The 16,867-nt window shown below is 61.0% G+C and carries 9 protein-coding genes and 3 rRNA genes; 8 read left to right on the top strand and 4 right to left on the bottom strand.

The window, feature by feature from the left end; all coding sequences use genetic code 11:
• Nucleotides 1-21: 21 nt before the first annotated feature.
• Nucleotides 22-1,251, bottom strand: coding sequence for a cobalamin-independent methionine synthase II family protein (locus tag BKA07_RS18610; protein ID WP_167952600.1), 1,230 nt, complete (start codon nucleotides 1,249-1,251; stop codon nucleotides 22-24).
• Between the two features lie 267 nt (nucleotides 1,252-1,518).
• Between BKA07_RS18610 and BKA07_RS18605 the strand changes: the two genes are divergently transcribed.
• Nucleotides 1,519-2,271 carry a hypothetical protein gene (locus BKA07_RS18605; protein WP_167952598.1) on the top strand — a complete coding sequence of 251 codons (753 nt, stop codon included), beginning with the start codon at nucleotides 1,519-1,521 and terminating at the stop codon, nucleotides 2,269-2,271.
• 21 nt (nucleotides 2,272-2,292) lie between these two features.
• Here the strand turns inward: BKA07_RS18605 and BKA07_RS18600 are convergent, their stop codons facing one another.
• On the bottom strand, nucleotides 2,293-2,925 hold the full coding sequence (locus BKA07_RS18600) for an IclR family transcriptional regulator (protein ID WP_167952596.1): 633 nt from the start codon (nucleotides 2,923-2,925) through the stop codon (nucleotides 2,293-2,295).
• Nucleotides 2,926-2,977: 52 nt separating this feature from the next.
• On the opposite strand from BKA07_RS18600, the gene BKA07_RS18595 reads away from it, so the two are divergent.
• From BKA07_RS18595 to BKA07_RS18585, 3 genes are all read left to right on the top strand, one after another.
• Nucleotides 2,978-4,240 carry a CaiB/BaiF CoA transferase family protein gene (locus tag BKA07_RS18595; protein WP_167952594.1) on the top strand — a complete coding sequence of 421 codons (1,263 nt, stop codon included), beginning with the start codon at nucleotides 2,978-2,980 and terminating at the stop codon, nucleotides 4,238-4,240.
• Entirely contained in the window at nucleotides 4,240-5,109 is an 870-nt protein-coding gene (locus tag BKA07_RS18590) for a hydroxymethylglutaryl-CoA lyase (RefSeq protein WP_167952592.1), read from the top strand. The genes BKA07_RS18595 and BKA07_RS18590 overlap by 1 nt, the downstream gene beginning before the upstream one ends.
• 80 nt (nucleotides 5,110-5,189) lie before the next feature.
• Nucleotides 5,190-6,563, top strand: coding sequence for a 2-hydroxycarboxylate transporter family protein (locus tag BKA07_RS18585; RefSeq protein WP_245162011.1), 1,374 nt, complete (start codon nucleotides 5,190-5,192; stop codon nucleotides 6,561-6,563).
• 123 nt (nucleotides 6,564-6,686) lie between these two features.
• On the opposite strand, the gene purL is transcribed toward BKA07_RS18585, so the two are convergent.
• Nucleotides 6,687-9,053 carry a phosphoribosylformylglycinamidine synthase subunit PurL gene (gene purL, locus BKA07_RS18580; RefSeq protein WP_167952587.1) on the bottom strand — a complete coding sequence of 789 codons (2,367 nt, stop codon included), beginning with the start codon at nucleotides 9,051-9,053 and terminating at the stop codon, nucleotides 6,687-6,689.
• Between the two features lie 174 nt (nucleotides 9,054-9,227).
• Between purL and trhO the strand changes: the two genes are divergently transcribed.
• Nucleotides 9,228-10,139, top strand: a complete 912-nt coding sequence (gene trhO / locus BKA07_RS18575; protein ID WP_167952585.1) for an oxygen-dependent tRNA uridine(34) hydroxylase TrhO — start codon at nucleotides 9,228-9,230, stop codon at nucleotides 10,137-10,139.
• Between the two features lie 156 nt (nucleotides 10,140-10,295).
• Here trhO and BKA07_RS19860 read toward each other — a convergent pair whose 3' ends face one another.
• Nucleotides 10,296-10,628, bottom strand: coding sequence for a hypothetical protein (locus tag BKA07_RS19860; RefSeq protein ID WP_342449127.1), 333 nt, complete (start codon nucleotides 10,626-10,628; stop codon nucleotides 10,296-10,298).
• An 818-nt stretch (nucleotides 10,629-11,446) separates the two neighbouring features.
• On the opposite strand from BKA07_RS19860, the gene BKA07_RS18565 reads away from it, so the two are divergent.
• The 3 genes from BKA07_RS18565 to rrf all read left to right on the top strand — a co-directional run bounded on the left by BKA07_RS18565 (nucleotide 11,447) and on the right by rrf (nucleotide 16,790).
• Nucleotides 11,447-12,978, top strand: a 16S ribosomal RNA gene (locus BKA07_RS18565).
• Nucleotides 12,979-13,383: 405 nt separating this feature from the next.
• A 23S ribosomal RNA gene (locus tag BKA07_RS18560) occupies nucleotides 13,384-16,499 on the top strand.
• A 172-nt stretch (nucleotides 16,500-16,671) separates the two neighbouring features.
• Nucleotides 16,672-16,790, top strand: a 5S ribosomal RNA gene (gene rrf, locus BKA07_RS18555).
• Together the 16S, 23S and 5S rRNA genes form the textbook arrangement of a ribosomal RNA operon.
• Nucleotides 16,791-16,867 lie beyond the last annotated feature (77 nt).

The following is a 16,867-nucleotide window of genomic DNA, read 5'->3' as shown; positions in this document are numbered from 1 at the left end:
GGGCCTCACATCATTGTGAGTTCAGAGTCGCTTTCCGGCGATCTCGGCACCGGCGGTCAGCGACTGCAGCTTCGCGACGGCGATCTCCGGGTGGACGCGTCCGCCCAGACCGCAGTCGGTCGAGGCCACGACATTCTCGGGGCCGACGAGCTTCGCGAAGCGTTCGATGCGGTCGGCGACGAGTTCCGGGTGTTCGACGACGTTCGTCGAGTGGGAGACGATGCCCGGGATGATGTACTTGCCCTCGGGCAGCTTCGTGTCCTCCCAGATCCGCCACTCGTGTTCGTGGCGGACGTTGGCGGCCTCGAAGGTGATGCCGGCCGCGTTGAGCGTGAGCACCTGGTCGACGATCTCCTTGAACGGCAGGTCCGTCACGTGGGGTCCGTGCCAGGAGCCCCAGCAGGTGTGGACGCGCACCTGGGCCGGGTCGATGCCGCGCAGGGCATGATTGAGTGCATCGATGCGGACCTGGATGAACGACCGGTAGTCGGCGAAGGACGGTTCGGGGTTGATCTGGTCGAAGTTCTCCGCCAGGGAAGGATCGTCGATCTGGACGGTCAGGCCCGCCTCGGTGATGGCGAGGTACTCCTCACGCAGAACATCCGCCCACGCCCAGATGAACTCCTCATCGCTTGCGTAGAACTCATTGGCGATGCGCGACGCCGACCCGGGGGACAAAGCGTTGATGTAGCCGTCGTGCTCGCCATAGCCGGCGGCCGCCAGACCGGCCTTGAGGTTGGCGATGTCGCCGGCGACCTGGTCATGCCCGACATAGCTGATGGCGCTCGTGGCCTTGGGGAACTGGGGCTGGTGGCCGGTGTCCGTGCCCGCGTTGGCATCGCCGTAGACACCGGGGAAGAGATTGCGGTCGCGCCGGTCGCCGAAGCTGGTCAGAACCGTGTTGCCGGGCTCTGAGCGGACTGCCGGGGCATCCCATTTGTCGACGTCATCGAGTTCGAGGCCGCCGGTGCGGGCGAAGGAGTAGTGCCACCAGGCGCCGTAGTCGAAGTCTGCGGCCATCGAGTGGCCGTACTCTCCATCGTTGGGCAGTGAGATGCCCAGATCCTTCTGGCGTTTGACGAGGTCGATGACGCTTGCGGAGAGCAGCTCGTCGAACTCCTGCGTCGCGGCGTCTGTGACTGTTTCGCCGGCGAGGCGAGCGGTGTTCTGAGCCTGCTTGACCTTGTTGGCCTCGATGAGCTCAGGGGTGCGGGGTAAGGATCCTGCGTGCGAGGTGCGGATCGTGGCCATGGGTGACTCCTCTGTGTGGTGGACTGTCTGTGCAATGGTGTTCTGGACGTAGTCTTCCATTTCAGGCAATCACATCAGCAAGGGTGCATGCGAGGGGGTCGTCATCTTCGGTCACGTAGCCGGCTCGAACAGCTTGGCGCCTCGGCACGGCAACGGTTCCAGCTTCGCCACAACACTCTCACGGTCCGCCGCATCCCGGCGCTCACGGTGTGCCCCGGGCACAACCCTGACAACCACGCACCGCGGAACCGACCTTAGAGTGGAGAGATGACTCAGCAGTCCTCCTGTGGTGACCCGGGCACGCTAAGGAGAAACGATCGGTCTCCCTGGCTGGAGTCACCGGGGCTGCCGCCACCTGCTCGTCCGGTCACGCGTCGCGGACCGGGATGGGCAGCGCGCATCATGTTCTGGGCCGCCCTGGTCATCGGCTCATCGCCGGAGCTCGTGATGCCGTTGACGATCCGCGGGATGCGGGCAGAGTTCTTCACCCCTTATACGTTCATGATGGTCATGGTGGTGACCCTCGAACTCGTCCTCGGCCTCATCGCGCTGCTCATCGTGAAGGCCAGCCCGATGACGATGCGACTGTTCGCTATGGGACTGCTCCTCTTCGGCGCCATCTACCCATTGGTTCTGCGGTACCTGATGCCGATCGTCGTGAACCGTGCCCTCGAAAGCTTCGGCAGCTACGATCTGGCGATGCACATCCAGAGCATCATCTGGACCTTCCACGGCGGTGTCGTGCTGGCCGGAACACTCATTGCCTGGAACCTCGTCCGGAACAGAGCCTGGTGGACCAACCTCGTGGCAGCAGGTTATGCGATGTTCTCAGGGCTCGTCGTGTCGTTCGTCGAATGGGGCATGAATGTGCTCGGCTCCTCATTCATGACGGCGATCGTCCTCACACAGTTCCTCGCGCTCGGCCTGACCTTCGCTGGACTCGGACTCCTGCACCTGATCGGTTCACTGCCCAGCGGGTCCGTCACGGGCCCGCGACATTGCCGGATCATGTTGGCCTGACCGCAGGAAAGGGCCGGACAGCTAGGCCGGGTTCACAGCACGTTCGATCGCCGAGGCGGCGACGAGCAGGCGAGTTCCGTAGAGCTCGCCGAGGTCACTGGTGACTCTGGCCACCGGTGCCACGATGCACACGGCGCCGACCAACTCGTCCTTGGTCTCGACGGGAGCGCTGATGCTGGTGAGTCCAGCGGTCCGTTCCGACACGGTCAGCACCCAGCTCGAATCGGAACGTTCGCCCTCGATGACCCTGGCCGCAGTGCCGCCGTCAGCAAGCGGCAGCTGGGTGCCTTCCCGGAGTTCGACATGAAGCTCTTGAGGCATCGCCTCGCTGACCAGGCACAATCTGTTCGACCCGCGAGGCACCCAGAGCTGGCACGCTTCGCCCGTGGCCTCTGCCAATGTGCGCAGCGGTCCACGCGCAATCTGACCGAGCCCGAAGCTGATGAAGCGTGCGCCGAGCCTGAACGCTCCAGTGGGTTCGCGAACGAGGAGGCCGTGCGTCACAAGTGCACGGGCGAGGCGATGGACTGTGGGGACGGACAGATCCAGGGTCTCGGCGATGTCGGCGGCCATTCTCGGTGAGGCTTCGCATGTCGAAATGATGGCCATGCTCTTGTCAAGGACTCCGACGTCGGTTATGTTGTGGTCGATCATAACGTGATCGTACGTTATCAAATAATGATAATCAAAGGATTGGAGAGCGCCGTTGACCGACAACGATGCCGTCGGCCCCTCGCCGGAGAACGCCCCTCGAGCGGACGAAGCTCTGCTCGACGGGGTACGAGTGCTCGAATTGGGCAATTTCATCGCGGCGCCATTCGCCACACGCCTCCTCGCCGACTTCGGTGCCGAAGTCATCAAGATCGAGACTCCGGGCGCTGGGGACGAACTGCGCAATTGGCGTCGACAGCGGGGCAAGGTCTCGATGATGTTCCGCACGCTGGCCCGCAACAAGCGATCGGTGACCGTCGATCTGCGCACCGCCCAGGGGCAGGAGATCGTCAGGGATCTCGTCGCCAAGGCCGATGTCGTCATCGAGAACTTCCGTCCGGGCACACTCGAGAAGTGGAATCTCGGCGAAGACGATCTCAAGGCGGTGAACTCGGACATAGTGATGGTGCGCATCTCCGGCTACGGGCAGACCGGCCCGTACCGTGATCGGGCCGGATTCGGCGGAGTCGCCGAGGCCTTTGCCGGCCTGCGCCACGTCACGGGTCATTCCGACCGTCCAGCAGTGCGACCAGCTGCCCCCATCGGCGACGCCATGGCCGGTCTGTACGGGGCACTCGGGGCGGTCATCCAACTCTTCGCGCTCAAGAGCGGTCATCGACTCGACCGCATGCGGGTGGTCGATGTCGCTCTCTACGAGGCTGTGTACTCGGCGATGGAATCCCTCATCCCCGACTACGACGCCTACGGGATGGTGCGCGAACGCAGCGGCGCCAATCTCCCCGGCGTAGTGCCCAGCGGCAGCTATCCGACCGCGGACGGGCAGACCGTGATGATCGCCGGCAATGCGGCAAAGCCGTTCCGAGCACTCATGAACCTCTGCGGCCGTTCGGACCTCGCGGACGACGAGTCCTTGGCAGACGGAAGCGCACGCAGTCGACGTGAGACCGAACTCGACGACATCGTACGCGCCTGGACCCTGGAACACAGCGTGACTCAGGCCGTCGACGCACTCGCCGAAGCGGGCGTGCCCGCTGGACCTGTCTACGATGCCGAGGGTATCGCCGCGGACGAGCATTTCGCGGCCAGGGGGATGCTCGAGCCGATCGACACCGCCATCGACGACGAGACGACCGAGGCGATCCGCTACCCCGGTGTCGTACCCCGCATTCCCGGGACCGAAGGCCGCATCAGGTGGGTCGGACCGGAGCTCGGTGAACACACCGAATCAGTGCTCACCGGGGTCCTCGGTGTGAGCACCGAGAACTATTCGGAGCTCAAGAGCAGAGGAGTTGTCTGATGACGAACCCACAGGTGAGAATCACCGACGTCGTCCTGCGCGATGGTCTCCAGGACGAACCCCGCGTCACCTCGGTCAAGGATCGACTGCTCATCGCAGCGAGCCTCGCCGATGCCGGGATCGTCGACATCGAAATAGCATCGTTCGTGAACCCGAAGCGCGTTCCGCAGATGAGCGGTGCCGAGGACCTGGCCGGCATGGTCTCCGAACGACCGGACATCACGTGGCGAGCACTCGCGCTCAACCGACGCGGTGTCGATCGCGCTGTCGCTGCCGGTTTCACCACCGTCAACTTGGTCGTCTCGGCCAGCGCCGCGCACAGTCGGGCCAACGCAGGAAAGGACCCGAGCGAGGCGATCGCCGATCTGAGCTCGATCGTTGACGCCTATCCTGACGTGGACTTCAGCGGAGGAGTCTCGACTGCCTTCGTCTGCCCATTCGAAGGGGAGATTGCGCCGGCGGCAGTGACCGAGATCGTCGCGGCCTACGCAGATATCGGCGTGCGGAGGATCGGCCTGGCCGACACGATGGGCACCGCGACACCACAAGAGGTGCAGAAAAGCCTCGAGCATCTGCGCAGCGAACTTCCCGACATCGACCTCAGCCTGCACCTGCACAATGCCCATGGGCAGGCCCTCGACACCGTGGACCGGGCATTCGACCTGGGCATCACCGAATTCGATGCCGCCACAGGAGGCTACGGCGGCTGCCCCTTCGCCCCTGGGGCGCACGGAAACATCGCGACGGAACAACTCGTCGAACATCTGCACGCGCGGGGATTCGACACCGGAGTCGACCTTGAAGGGCTGCGACGCGTGAGAGAACTTCTCATCGCAGCACTCGAGCGAGGCGCAGCAGTCGCCGTCTGAACACGATTGTCGATCGATAAGCGCTTGGTCAAAGCAGCAAACCGATCGACGCTCTCCGCATCAAACGAGAAGAGACAATGATGTCAGAAAATCGTCCCACCGTTCATCCTGGAAGTGACGTTCCCGTCACCGACGAATCGTCGTCGGGCAAGCGCAGAAAGCGTGATCTGTTCCGGATCGCGGGCATGCCCTACCTCTATTACGGCGCGCTGTTCATCACCTTCCTGGTCGCCGCATTGGCCGACAACCTGCCCGACAGTATGCTCGTGGGCTTCGGAGTCACCGTCGTCCTCGGCGGCGCGCTCATGGCCATCGGTGAAGCGATTCCGAAGGTTCGCGACTACGGGTTGCCCACCCTCCTGTGCACCTTCGTCCCAGCCATCCTCATCTATGCCGGCGTCATGCCGAGCTCGATCCCGCCTGTGGTGTCGAATTTCCTGGCAGGCTACGGCTTCATCGACTTCTTTGTCGTCGCCGTCATCGCGGGGTCGGTTCTGGGAATGCCGCGAACGCTCCTGCTCAAAGCCGGCCCGCGGTTCCTCATCCCGCTGCTTGGATGCATCGTCATCACCTTCGTCATCATCGGCGGCATCAGCACAGTCCTCGGTTTCGGGTTCATCAAGGGGATTCTCTTCGTTGCTGGTCCCGTCATGGCTGGTGGGCTCGGAATCGGAGCGGTCCCGATGTCCCAGATGTACGCCGCTCAGACCGGCACCGAGGCATCGGTCTTCATGGCCGATCTCATGGCGGCATTGGTGATCGGCAACATCTTCTGCATCATCTTCGCCGGCCTGCTCAACGGTCTCGGGAGGTCCGGCAAGCAGTGGTTCGTCGGGTTCAACGGTGACGGCGAACTGATGCGGATCGAGGGGAAGAAGAACGAGCTGACGATGCCCGAGAAGAAGGGCTCTGCAAGCTTCCAGAGCCTGGGAATCGGTGTCGCGATCGCGGCCGGACTGTTCATCCTGGGCACGTTGCTCGGCGCGATCATGCCGTTCCTCCACCCCTACGCGTGGACCATCATCGCGGCCGCCGTGATCAAGATCTTCGGACTGTTCCCACGCGAACTCGAAGAGTCCAGCACGGAATGGGGCGAGCTCATGACATCCTATTTCCTGCCGGCGCTCCTCGTCGCGGTGAGCATCACCTATATCGACATCAATGAAGTCGTCGGCGCGATCTCGGATCCGATCTTCATGGGGTTGACGGTACTGACCGTCATCTCGTCCGGACTGGTGTCCGGGGTGCTGGGCTGGCTGTTGAAGTTCAACTTCGTTGAAGCGACGGTCACCCCTGGATTGGTCATGGCCGATACCGGAGGCAGCGGAGATGTGGCTGTGCTCAGCGCGGCCGACCGCATCCACCTCATGCCCTTCGCCGCGTTGAGCACTCGGCTCGGAGGCACGGTGAACCTCTTCATCGTGTCCCTGCTGGTGCCATTCCTCACCATGTGAGCGAGACGAACCTTCCGCCAAACGGGAGACGCCGAGGGGACCAGTCAGCGTCGAGGGGACCAGTCGCAACTGGTCCCCTCAAGGCCAAGAGGTCCCCTCGGCGATTGTGCGAGCAAGGGCGCTTCACCCGAAGTGCTTCGGCAGCGTCCCCTCGTGGGTCTCACGCAGCTCGTCCAGACCGATCTCGAAGTGATCGACGACTTCGAGGACGGGCGCCTCGTCGCCGGTGTCGGTCATGCCGATGCGGATGAACGGGAAGCGCCTCGCGGTGCACATGTCCTTGAACCGGACTTCTTCCGACCGGGGCACGGCCACGATCGCACGCGCCGTGGACTCGGAGAACAGCGCGGTGAACACATCGACGTCATCGCGTTCGCACACCTCGTCGAGCCAGATGCGGGCACCGGTGCCATAACGCAGGCAGGATTCGATCAGAGCCTGCGACAGACCTCCCTCGGACAGGTCGTGCGCGGCATCGATCATGCCGTCACGCGAGGAGTTGATGAGGATCTCACCGAGCTCCTTCTCCGCTGCCGGCTTGTACTGCGGTGGCACTCCGCCGAGGTGGCCGGCAGTCACGTCGGCCCACGCCGAACCGTCGAGCTCGGCTTCGGTCGTGCCGAGGAGGTAGATGGTCTGGCCCGGCTCCCTCCAGCCGCTCGGGGTGGCCCGGGTGACGTCGTCGAAGACGCCGAGGACACCGACGACCGGGGTCGGGTGGATGGCCACGCCGCCGGTCTGGTTGTACAGGGAGACATTGCCACCGGTGACGGGGATGCCCATGTCCTGACACGCCTCGGCGAGGCCTCCGATGGCGTGGGCGAACTGCCACATGATCTCCGGATCCTCGGGGGAACCGAAGTTGAGGCAGTCGGTGACGGCGCGGGGGATGGCCCCGGCGGTGGTGACGTTGCGGTAGGCCTCGGCCAGCGCCAGCTGTGCCCCGCGGGTCGGATCGAGGTAGCCGTAGCGGCCGTTGGCGTCGGTGGCCACGGCCACTCCGAGTCCGGACTCCTCGTCGACGCGGACGACGCCGGCATCGTCGGGGAAGGCCTGTGCGGTGTTGCCCTGCACATACTTGTCGTACTGGGAGGTGATCCAGTCCTTCGACGCGAGGTTCGGCGCACCGGCGAGCTGCAGCACGGTGGCCCGCAGCTGCTCGTCGCCGACGGGCTTGACCAGGCCCGCGGATTCCACGGTGTTCGCAGCCACCTCGGCGGTCCAGGACGGCTCGGCCATCGGACGTTCGTAGACGGGACCGTCGTGGGCGACCGAGCGCGGGGGCACGTCGACGATGACGTCGCCATGCCATTCGATGGTGAGACGGTCGGTGTCGGTGACCTCGCCGAGGACGGAGGTCTCGACGTCCCATTTGCCCACGATGGCCAGGAAGTCGTCGAGTCGTTCGGGGGTGACCACGGCCATCATGCGCTCCTGCGACTCCGACATGAGGATCTCCTCGGGTGTCAGACTCTCATCGCGCAGCAGCACGTCGTCGAGGGCGATATGCATGCCGCCGTCACCGTTGGAGGCCAGCTCCGAGGTCGCGCAGCTGATGCCGGCGGCGCCGAGGTCCTGGATGCCCTCGACGACTCCGGCGTGGAAGAGTTCGAGGCAGCATTCGATGAGCACCTTCTCCGCGAAGGGGTCGCCGACCTGGACGGCCGGACGCTTCGAGGGCTTCGTGTCGTCGAAGGACTCGGAGGCGAGGATGGAGGCTCCGCCGATGCCGTCGCCCCCGGTGCGGGCACCGAAGAGGATGACCTTGTTGCCCTTGCCCGAAGCGTTTGCCAGGCGGATGTCCTCGTGGCGCATGACACCGACGGCGAGGGCGTTGACCAGGGGGTTTCCCTGGTAGACGGGGTCGAAGACGGTCTCCCCGCCGATATTGGGCAGACCGAGGGAGTTGCCGTAGTTGCTGATGCCGGACACGACTCCGTGGAGCACGCGAGAGGTGTCGGGATGGTCGATGGCACCGAAACGCAGCTGATCCATCACGGCCACAGGTCGGGCGCCCATCGAAATGATGTCGCGCACGATTCCGCCCACACCAGTGGCCGCACCCTGATGGGGTTCGACATAGCTGGGGTGGTTGTGGGACTCGACCTTGAAGGTCACAGCCCAACCGTCGCCGATGTCGACGACGCCGGCGTTCTCGCCGATGCCCACCAGGAGGTGCTTCTTCATGTCCTCGGTGACCTTGTCACCGAACTTCGACAGGTGGACCTTCGAGGATTTGTAGGAGCAGTGCTCGGACCACATGACCGAATACATCGCCAACTCCGCCGAGGTGGGGCGACGTCCCAGGATCTCGCGGATCTGCGCGTATTCGTCCGCTTTGAGTCCGAGGTCGGCATAGGGCTGGTCCACATCGGGATTCGCGGCGGCGAAATCGACGGTCTCCTTGACCTTCTTGGAGGCGGCCTGATCGGTTTCGACCTGCTGGGTATCGACCTGCGTGGAATTCGCAGAGTTGAGGTTACTCGACATGTGGCCCTTTCATACGACACGGCATCAGGGTCAATCTTAGCCGTGGTGCGGGGGAGGAGGGGAAGCCGGTCTCATCGGCGGCGGCTGCCGTCGGCCGGGCCAGCGGCTGCCGTCGGCCGGGCCAGCGGCAGCCGCCGATCTCGACGGACGTATTCGCCAATTAGAATATGGGTCATGGCAACTCCCAAGATCGTCCTGTTCTACGTGTTCACCCCTCTTGCGGACCCCGAGGCGGTCAAACTGTGGCAACATACGCTGGCCGAGGGCCTCGGTCTCAAGGGGCGGGTGATCGTGTCGAAGGACGGCATCAACGCGACCATCGGCGGCGACGTCTTCGACGTCAAACAGTATGTGCGGGCGACGCGATCCTACGAGCCGTTCAAGAAGGCTGATATCAAGTGGTCCAACGGTGCCGGCGATGATTTCCCACGGCTGAGCGTCAAGGTCCGGCCCGAGCTCGTGACGTTCGGCACCGATGACGAGATCACGGTGACCGAATCCGGAGTCGAAGGCGGCGGCGAGCATCTCAAGCCCGGAGCACTGCACAAACTCCTGGACGAACGCGGCGAGGAAGTCGTCTTCTTCGACGGACGCAATGCGATGGAGGCCCAGATCGGGAAGTTCCGCGACGCCGTCGTGCCTGAGACGGACACCACCAGGGACTTCATCGACGAGATCGAATCCGGCAAGTACGACGGCTTCAAGGACAAGCCCGTCGTCACCTACTGCACCGGCGGTATCCGCTGCGAAGTCCTGTCCGTGCTGATGAAGAACCGCGGCTTCGAAGAGGTCTACCAACTCGACGGCGGCATCGTCCGCTACGGCGAGACCTTCGGCAACACCGGGTACTGGGACGGTTCGCTCTACGTCTTCGACAAGCGCATGCACGTGGAGTTCGGCGACGACGCCGAATCGATCGGCCACTGCGTCGCGTGCGAGAAGGCGACCCCGAACTTCGTCAACTGCGCGAACCTGGACTGCCGCAAGCAGTACCTGCGCTGCGAGGACTGCACCGAGAAGAGTCTGCAGCTCTACTGTCCCGACTGTGCCCAGGCTGGGATCCCCGCCGAGGCAGCCGCCGGCTGACCTGCACCCCGTGTCCCCGAGGCTTCGGCCACCCGAACCTGCAATAGCGCTCCGCCTGCAGGTTGCTGGTGCGGTTTCGGGTGACTGTTAACGCAGCAGGCTCTTCGTCGCGGCCCGGATGTCCGTCCACGTGAAGTCGTAGCCGGCGTGTTCCGGTCACGCGGGCAGCACCCATCTGCTCTTGAGCACCACCTCCGATTCCTGCCGGAGGACGAGTATGCCGATCTCCAGCAGCCACCGGGGAGCAGGAAGGCCGAGCGGCATGCGCACACCGCGCCGCAATGCAGACATCAGAGTGGTGTTGTCCGAGACTCCGGGACTCAAGATATTCACCGGTCCTGAGATCCCATCATGCTCATCGATGAATCGGATGGCACGCACGACGTCGTCGAAATGCACCCAGGCGAATCGCTGCTGCCCGTGTGTGAATGGATGACCGCGCGACACCGTCGGCCCCGAGGCATCCGATCCGATGCCGCGATACCTCATGTGACCGAACCAGCGTCCTGTTGGCTTCGTTGTATCGGCACCCCACGCTGCGGCCGGCGAGGTTGATGAGCAGGTCGGCGCCGTCGACCAGGGCAGCGATGCCCGCAGGATCGATCCTGGAGACATGGGCGTCGGAGGAAGTAGACCGGCCGACGATACTCATCTGATGGCCCCACGTCCGCAGGGGCGTGAAGAGAGATCTGCCGATGAAACCGGAGGCTCCGGCGATGACAGCTATCGGTGACGAGTCATTCTCGGTATGAGGGGAAGCATTTTCCGCGGTCATGCAACGTCGGTAGCACCGGCAGAACCGGGCGCCAGCGGGGATCTGCACACCTTCAACCCACGCCGCGCGTGGCGGTGTGGTGGGCGTCACTGTGCGAGATCGGGTTTGGAGTTGCACGTGGCTGTTCGTCTGGTCTAGAGTTGTATCTCGTTGCCCCGCAGAAAACGAGTTCTTCGAGATTGGTTTTCACCGGGTGTGACCAGCACAAACAGGGTTTGGTTGACTGGTTTACACGCGGTCGGGGAGCGATAATTTGAAACTGGCGCCCCCAGTGAACGTGATCGTTTGTGCGGTTGTGGTGATGGGTGTGTGTTTGTGGTTTGAGAATCCAATAGCGTATTTGTTTGAACAGATAGTGATGCCAGAATGATTTGTTTTCTGGTGAGACAATCACACGGTTCAACCTGGTGAGCCTGGTTCCCTGCTTTTGTGGTGGGGGTTGGTTCGTGGGTTGGGTCGTGGTTTGTGGTCAGCTGGGTCACCCCGTGGCTTGGTTGGCTGTCTTGCTGGGATTAGTACTGGAACATAATTTTTTATGGAGAGTTTGATCCTGGCTCAGGACGAACGCTGGCTGCGTGCTTAACACATGCAAGTCGAACGCTGAAGCCCTGGTGCTTGCACCGGGGTGGATGAGTGGCGAACGGGTGAGTAACACGTGAGTAACCTGCCCCTGACTTCGGGATAAGCCCGGGAAACTGGGTCTAATACCGGATATGAGCATGGCCCGCATGGGTGGTGCTGGAAAGTTTTTTCGGTTGGGGATGGGCTCGCGGCCTATCAGCTTGATGGTGGGGTAATGGCCTACCATGGCGACGACGGGTAGCCGGCCTGAGAGGGCGACCGGCCACACTGGGACTGAGACACGGCCCAGACTCCTACGGGAGGCAGCAGTGGGGAATATTGCACAATGGGGGAAACCCTGATGCAGCGACGCAGCGTGCGGGATGACGGCCTTCGGGTTGTAAACCGCTTTCAGCAGGGAAGAAGCCTGACGGTGACGGTACCTGCAGAAGAAGTACCGGCTAACTACGTGCCAGCAGCCGCGGTAATACGTAGGGTACAAGCGTTGTCCGGAATTATTGGGCGTAAAGAGCTCGTAGGTGGTTGGTCGCGTCTGCTGTGGAAACGCAACGCTTAACGTTGCGCGTGCAGTGGGTACGGGCTGACTAGAGTGCAGTAGGGGAGTCTGGAATTCCTGGTGTAGCGGTGAAATGCGCAGATATCAGGAGGAACACCGGTGGCGAAGGCGGGACTCTGGGCTGTAACTGACACTGAGGAGCGAAAGCATGGGGAGCGAACAGGATTAGATACCCTGGTAGTCCATGCCGTAAACGTTGGGCACTAGGTGTGGGGGACATTCCACGTTCTCCGCGCCGTAGCTAACGCATTAAGTGCCCCGCCTGGGGAGTACGGTCGCAAGGCTAAAACTCAAAGGAATTGACGGGGGCCCGCACAAGCGGCGGAGCATGCGGATTAATTCGATGCAACGCGAAGAACCTTACCAAGGCTTGACATACACCGGATTGGGCTGGAAACAGTCTTTCCCTTTTGGGGCTGGTGTACAGGTGGTGCATGGTTGTCGTCAGCTCGTGTCGTGAGATGTTGGGTTAAGTCCCGCAACGAGCGCAACCCTCGTTCTATGTTGCCAGCACGTGATGGTGGGAACTCATAGGAGACTGCCGGGGTCAACTCGGAGGAAGGTGGGGATGACGTCAAATCATCATGCCCTTTATGTCTTGGGCTTCACGCATGCTACAATGGCTGGTACAGAGAGATGCGAGACCGTGAGGTTTGAGCGAATCCCTTAAAGCCAGTCTCAGTTCGGATCGTAGTCTGCAATTCGACTACGTGAAGTCGGAGTCGCTAGTAATCGCAGATCAGCAACGCTGCGGTGAATACGTTCCCGGGCCTTGTACACACCGCCCGTCAAGTCACGAAAGTCGGTAACACCCGAAGCCGGTGGCCCAACCCTTGTGGAGGGGGCCGTCTAAGGTGGGACTGGCAATTGGGACTAAGTCGTAACAAGGTAGCCGTACCGGAAGGTGCGGCTGGATCACCTCCTTTCTAAGGAGCGCACATTTAGAACCCCATCGAGGCAGCCGTTCGTGTTGTCTGGTGGGAGCTCATGGGTGGAACATCACTATTATCGCTCACACCTACCAGCGTCGTTGGGGTACCTGCCCTGTCGACGAGGTTTCGGGGGTGGGCTAGAGCAGATACGTTATTGGGTCCTGGAATCACAAGCCCCGCACTGTGTGTGTGGGTGTGGTTTCTTCCAACAGGACCGACCCGTCCTGGTCCGGCAGCCGATGGTTGTGTGGTCTGGGGTGGTGTTTGGTAGTGGTTTGAGAATCGTATAGTGGACGCGAGCATCCACAACCCATTCGTGGGTTGTGATGTAATGTGATTTTTCTTGTGAAATCTTAGAGTGTTTTTTCGCGCATACGCATACAACCCTCTAGAGGGGGTGTGTGAGTGTGTAAGAGCGCATGGTGGATGCCTTGGCATCAGGAGCCGATGAAGGACGTGGAAATCTGCGATAAGCCTCGGGGAGCCGATAAACGGGCTGTGATCCGAGGGTGTCCGAATGGGGAAACCCCGCCACTCGTGAGGGTGGTGACCCGCATCTGAATGTATAGGATGTGTGGAGGGAACGCGGGGAAGTGAAACATCTCAGTACCCGTAGGAAGAGAAAATAAGAATGATTCCGGGAGTAGTGGCGAGCGAAACCGGATGAGCCTAAACCTTGTCAGTGTCAAGCGTGCTGGTGTTGCTGGCTGGGTGTTGTAGGGGTGTGCGTGGTTCGGTCCAGCATGGCCGAGACGTTGAGTGTGGTGCGTGTAGTCGAATCTGGTGGGATCCAGGACCGGAGTGGGTGAGAGTCCCGTAGGCGAAACATGTGGCGCCGGCGTTGCGTGCGTGCCCGAGTAGCACGGTACTCGTGGAATGTCGTGTGAATCTGCCAGGACCACCTGGTAAGGCTAAATACTTCCTGATGACCGATAGCGGATAGTACCGTGAGGGAATGGTGAAAAGTACCCCGGGAGGGGAGTGAAAGAGTACCTGAAACCATGTGCTTACAATCCGTCAGAGCCCCCGTTGTTGGGGTGATGGCGTGCCTTTTGAAGAATGAGCCTGCGAGTTAGCGGTGCGTGGCGAGATTAACCCGTTGTGGGGTAGTCGTAGCGAAAGCGAGTCCGAACAGGGCGGTATAGTCGCGTGTCCTAGACCCGAAGCGGAGTGATCTAGCCATGGGCAGGGTGAAGCGTGTGTAAGAGCGCGTGGAGGCCCGTACCCACTTCAGTTGAAAATGGAGGGGATGACCTGTGGTTAGGGGTGAAAGGCCAATCAAACTCTGTGATAGCTGGTTCTCCCCGAAATGCATTTAGGTGCAGCGTTGCGTGGTTCTTGCCGGAGGTAGAGCTACTGGATGGCTGATGGGCCCCACCGGGTTACTGACGTCAACTAAACTCCGAATGCCGGTAAGGTTCAGCGTGGCAGTGAGACAGTGGGGGATAAGCTTCATTGTCGAGAGGGAAACAGCCCAGACCATCAACTAAGGCCCCTAAGCGTGTGCTGAGTGGGAAAGGATGTTCAGTTGCGAAGACAACCAGGAGGTTGGCTTAGAAGCAGCCATCCTTGAAAGAGTGCGTAATAGCTCACTGGTCAAGTGATTGAGCGCCGATAATGTAGCGGGGCTAAGTACACCGCCGAAGTTGTGGCAGCATCCCGAATAAGCCGTAATGGTGGGGTGTTGGGTAGGGGAGCGTCGTGCTGGCTGTGAAGTTGCCGTGTGAACGAGTGGTGGAGCCGGTACGAGTGAGAATGCAGGCATGAGTAGCGAAAGACGGGTGAGAAACCCGTCCACCGGATGACCAAGGGTTCCAGGGCTAGGCTAATCCGCCCTGGGTAAGTCGGGACCTAAGGCGAGGCCGACAGGCGTAGTCGATGGACAACCAGTTGATATTCTGGTACCGACACACAACCGACAATACCAAAACACACGAAACTAACTTCCTCACTCACCCGTGGCGTCTTCGGATGTCTGGTTGGTGTGTGGGGTGGGACCTGAGTGTGGAGTCGGTAAGCGCGAGGTGTGACGCAGGAAGGTAGCCAGGCCACGCGATGGTAGTCGTGGTCTAAGGTTGTAGCACGTGGGGGTAGGCAAATCCGTCCCCGCATGTGGTGTGAGAGCTGATGGGCGCCCCACAGTGGTGGGGTGATCTGGTGATCCTATGCTGCCGAGAAAAGCATCGGCGTGAGGGTGTGTGTTGCCCGTACCCTATAACCGACACAGGTGGTCAGGTAGAGAATACTAAGGTGATCGAGAGAATCGTGGTTAAGGAACTCGGCAAAATGCCCCCGTAACTTCGGGAGAAGGGGGACCATCCCGGTGAACCACCCTGAGCGGTGGGATGTGCTGGTGGTGGTCGCAGAGGCCAGAGAGAAGCGACTGTTTATTAAAAACACAGGTCCGTGCGAAGATGTAAGTCGATGTATACGGACTGACGCCTGCCCGGTGCTGGAAGGTTAAGAGGACCCGTTAACAGGTTTCCTGTGAAGCGGAGAATTTAAGCCCCAGTAAACGGCGGTGGTAACTATAACCATCCTAAGGTAGCGAAATTCCTTGTCGGGTAAGTTCCGACCTGCACGAATGGCGTAACGACTTCTCTGCTGTCTCAACCACGAACTCGGCGAAATTGCATTACGAGTAAAGATGCTCGTTACGCGCAGCAGGACGGAAAGACCCCGAGACCTTCACTATAGTTTGGTATTGGGCTTCGGTGTGGTTTGTGTAGGATAGGTGGAAGACTATGAGGCCTCGACGCTAGTTGGGGTGGAGTCGATCGGTGAAATACCACTCTGACCATTCTGGATTCCTTAACTTCGGACCCTGATCGGGTTCAGGGACAGTGCCTGATGGGTAGTTTAACTGGGGCGGTTGCCTCCTAAAGAGTAACGGAGGCGCCCAAAGGTTCCCTCAGCCTGGTTGGCAATCAGGTGTCGAGTGTAAGTGCACAAGGGAGCTTGACTGTGAGACGGACGTGTCGAGCAGGAGCGAAAGCTGGGACTAGTGACCCGGCCATGGCTTGTGGAAGCGTGGTCGCTCAACGGATAAAAGGTACCTCGGGGATAACAGGCTGATCTTGCCCAAGAGTCCATATCGACGGCATGGTTTGGCACCTCGATGTCGGCTCGTCGCATCCTGGGGCTGTAGTCGGTCCCAAGGGTTGGGCTGTTCGCCCATTAAAGCGGTACGCGAGCTGGGTTTAGAACGTCGTGAGACAGTTCGGTCCCTATCCGCTGCGTGCGTAGGAAATTTGTGGAGGCCTGTCCTTAGTACGAGAGGACCGGGACGGACGAACCTCTGGTGTGCCAGTTGTACCGCCAGGTGCATGGCTGGTTGGCTACGTTCGGGATGGATAACCGCTGAAAGCATCTAAGCGGGAAGCCTGCTTCGAGATGAGATTTCCAGCCCTTTGTTGGGGTGAGGTGTCCCATAGATGATGGGGTTGATAGGCCGGGTATGGAAGCACTGTGAGGTGTGGAGTTGACTGGTACTAATACGCCGATCACTCACATAACCCTTTTCTTTTGTGGGGGTGGTGTGTGCGGGTAATGCTTTGAGGTTTGTACGAGAGTCACATGTGACGGTCATGTTGCATGGTGGTGTTCGCGTTCGCTGTGCGGTTCTTGGACTGCTACTTTCATTCTTTGAGCATGTGGTTGTTCGGATGAGTGGTGGTCTGGTGGTTTTGCGGTGGTGATAGTGGTGGGGAAACGCCCGGTTAACCGTTCCGATCCCGGTAGCTAAGCCCATGCGCGCTGATGGTACTGCAACTTGGTGGTTGTGGGAGAGTAGGTTGCCGCCGCAATAAATTTGTGAAGGAGGGGCTCTGTCCGTATGGACGGGGCCCCTTCTTCTTTTTTGTGGTGTGGGGTGGTGTTTCGT

Source organism: Brevibacterium marinum (assembly GCF_011927955.1).
Lineage (GTDB): Bacteria > Actinomycetota > Actinomycetes > Actinomycetales > Brevibacteriaceae > Brevibacterium > Brevibacterium marinum.
The sequence above is the reverse complement of the archived record's forward strand: the minus strand, read 5'-3'. Positions and strand labels throughout refer to the sequence as shown.

Bases quoted from the DNA above. Each gene is read 5' to 3' on its own strand.
- BKA07_RS18610 (WP_167952600.1), bottom strand. From the start codon at position 1,251: ATGGCCACGATCCGCACCTCGCACGCAGGATCCTTACCCCGCACCCCT.
- BKA07_RS18605 (WP_167952598.1), top strand. From the start codon at position 1,519: ATGACTCAGCAGTCCTCCTGTGGTGACCCGGGCACGCTAAGGAGAAAC.
- BKA07_RS18600 (WP_167952596.1), bottom strand. From the start codon at position 2,925: ATGATCGACCACAACATAACCGACGTCGGAGTCCTTGACAAGAGCATG.
- BKA07_RS18590 (WP_167952592.1), top strand. From the start codon at position 4,240: ATGACGAACCCACAGGTGAGAATCACCGACGTCGTCCTGCGCGATGGT.
- BKA07_RS18585 (WP_245162011.1), top strand. From the start codon at position 5,190: ATGTCAGAAAATCGTCCCACCGTTCATCCTGGAAGTGACGTTCCCGTC.
- purL (WP_167952587.1), bottom strand. From the start codon at position 9,053: ATGTCGAGTAACCTCAACTCTGCGAATTCCACGCAGGTCGATACCCAG.
- trhO (WP_167952585.1), top strand. From the start codon at position 9,228: ATGGCAACTCCCAAGATCGTCCTGTTCTACGTGTTCACCCCTCTTGCG.
- BKA07_RS19860 (WP_342449127.1), bottom strand. From the start codon at position 10,628: ATGAGGTATCGCGGCATCGGATCGGATGCCTCGGGGCCGACGGTGTCG.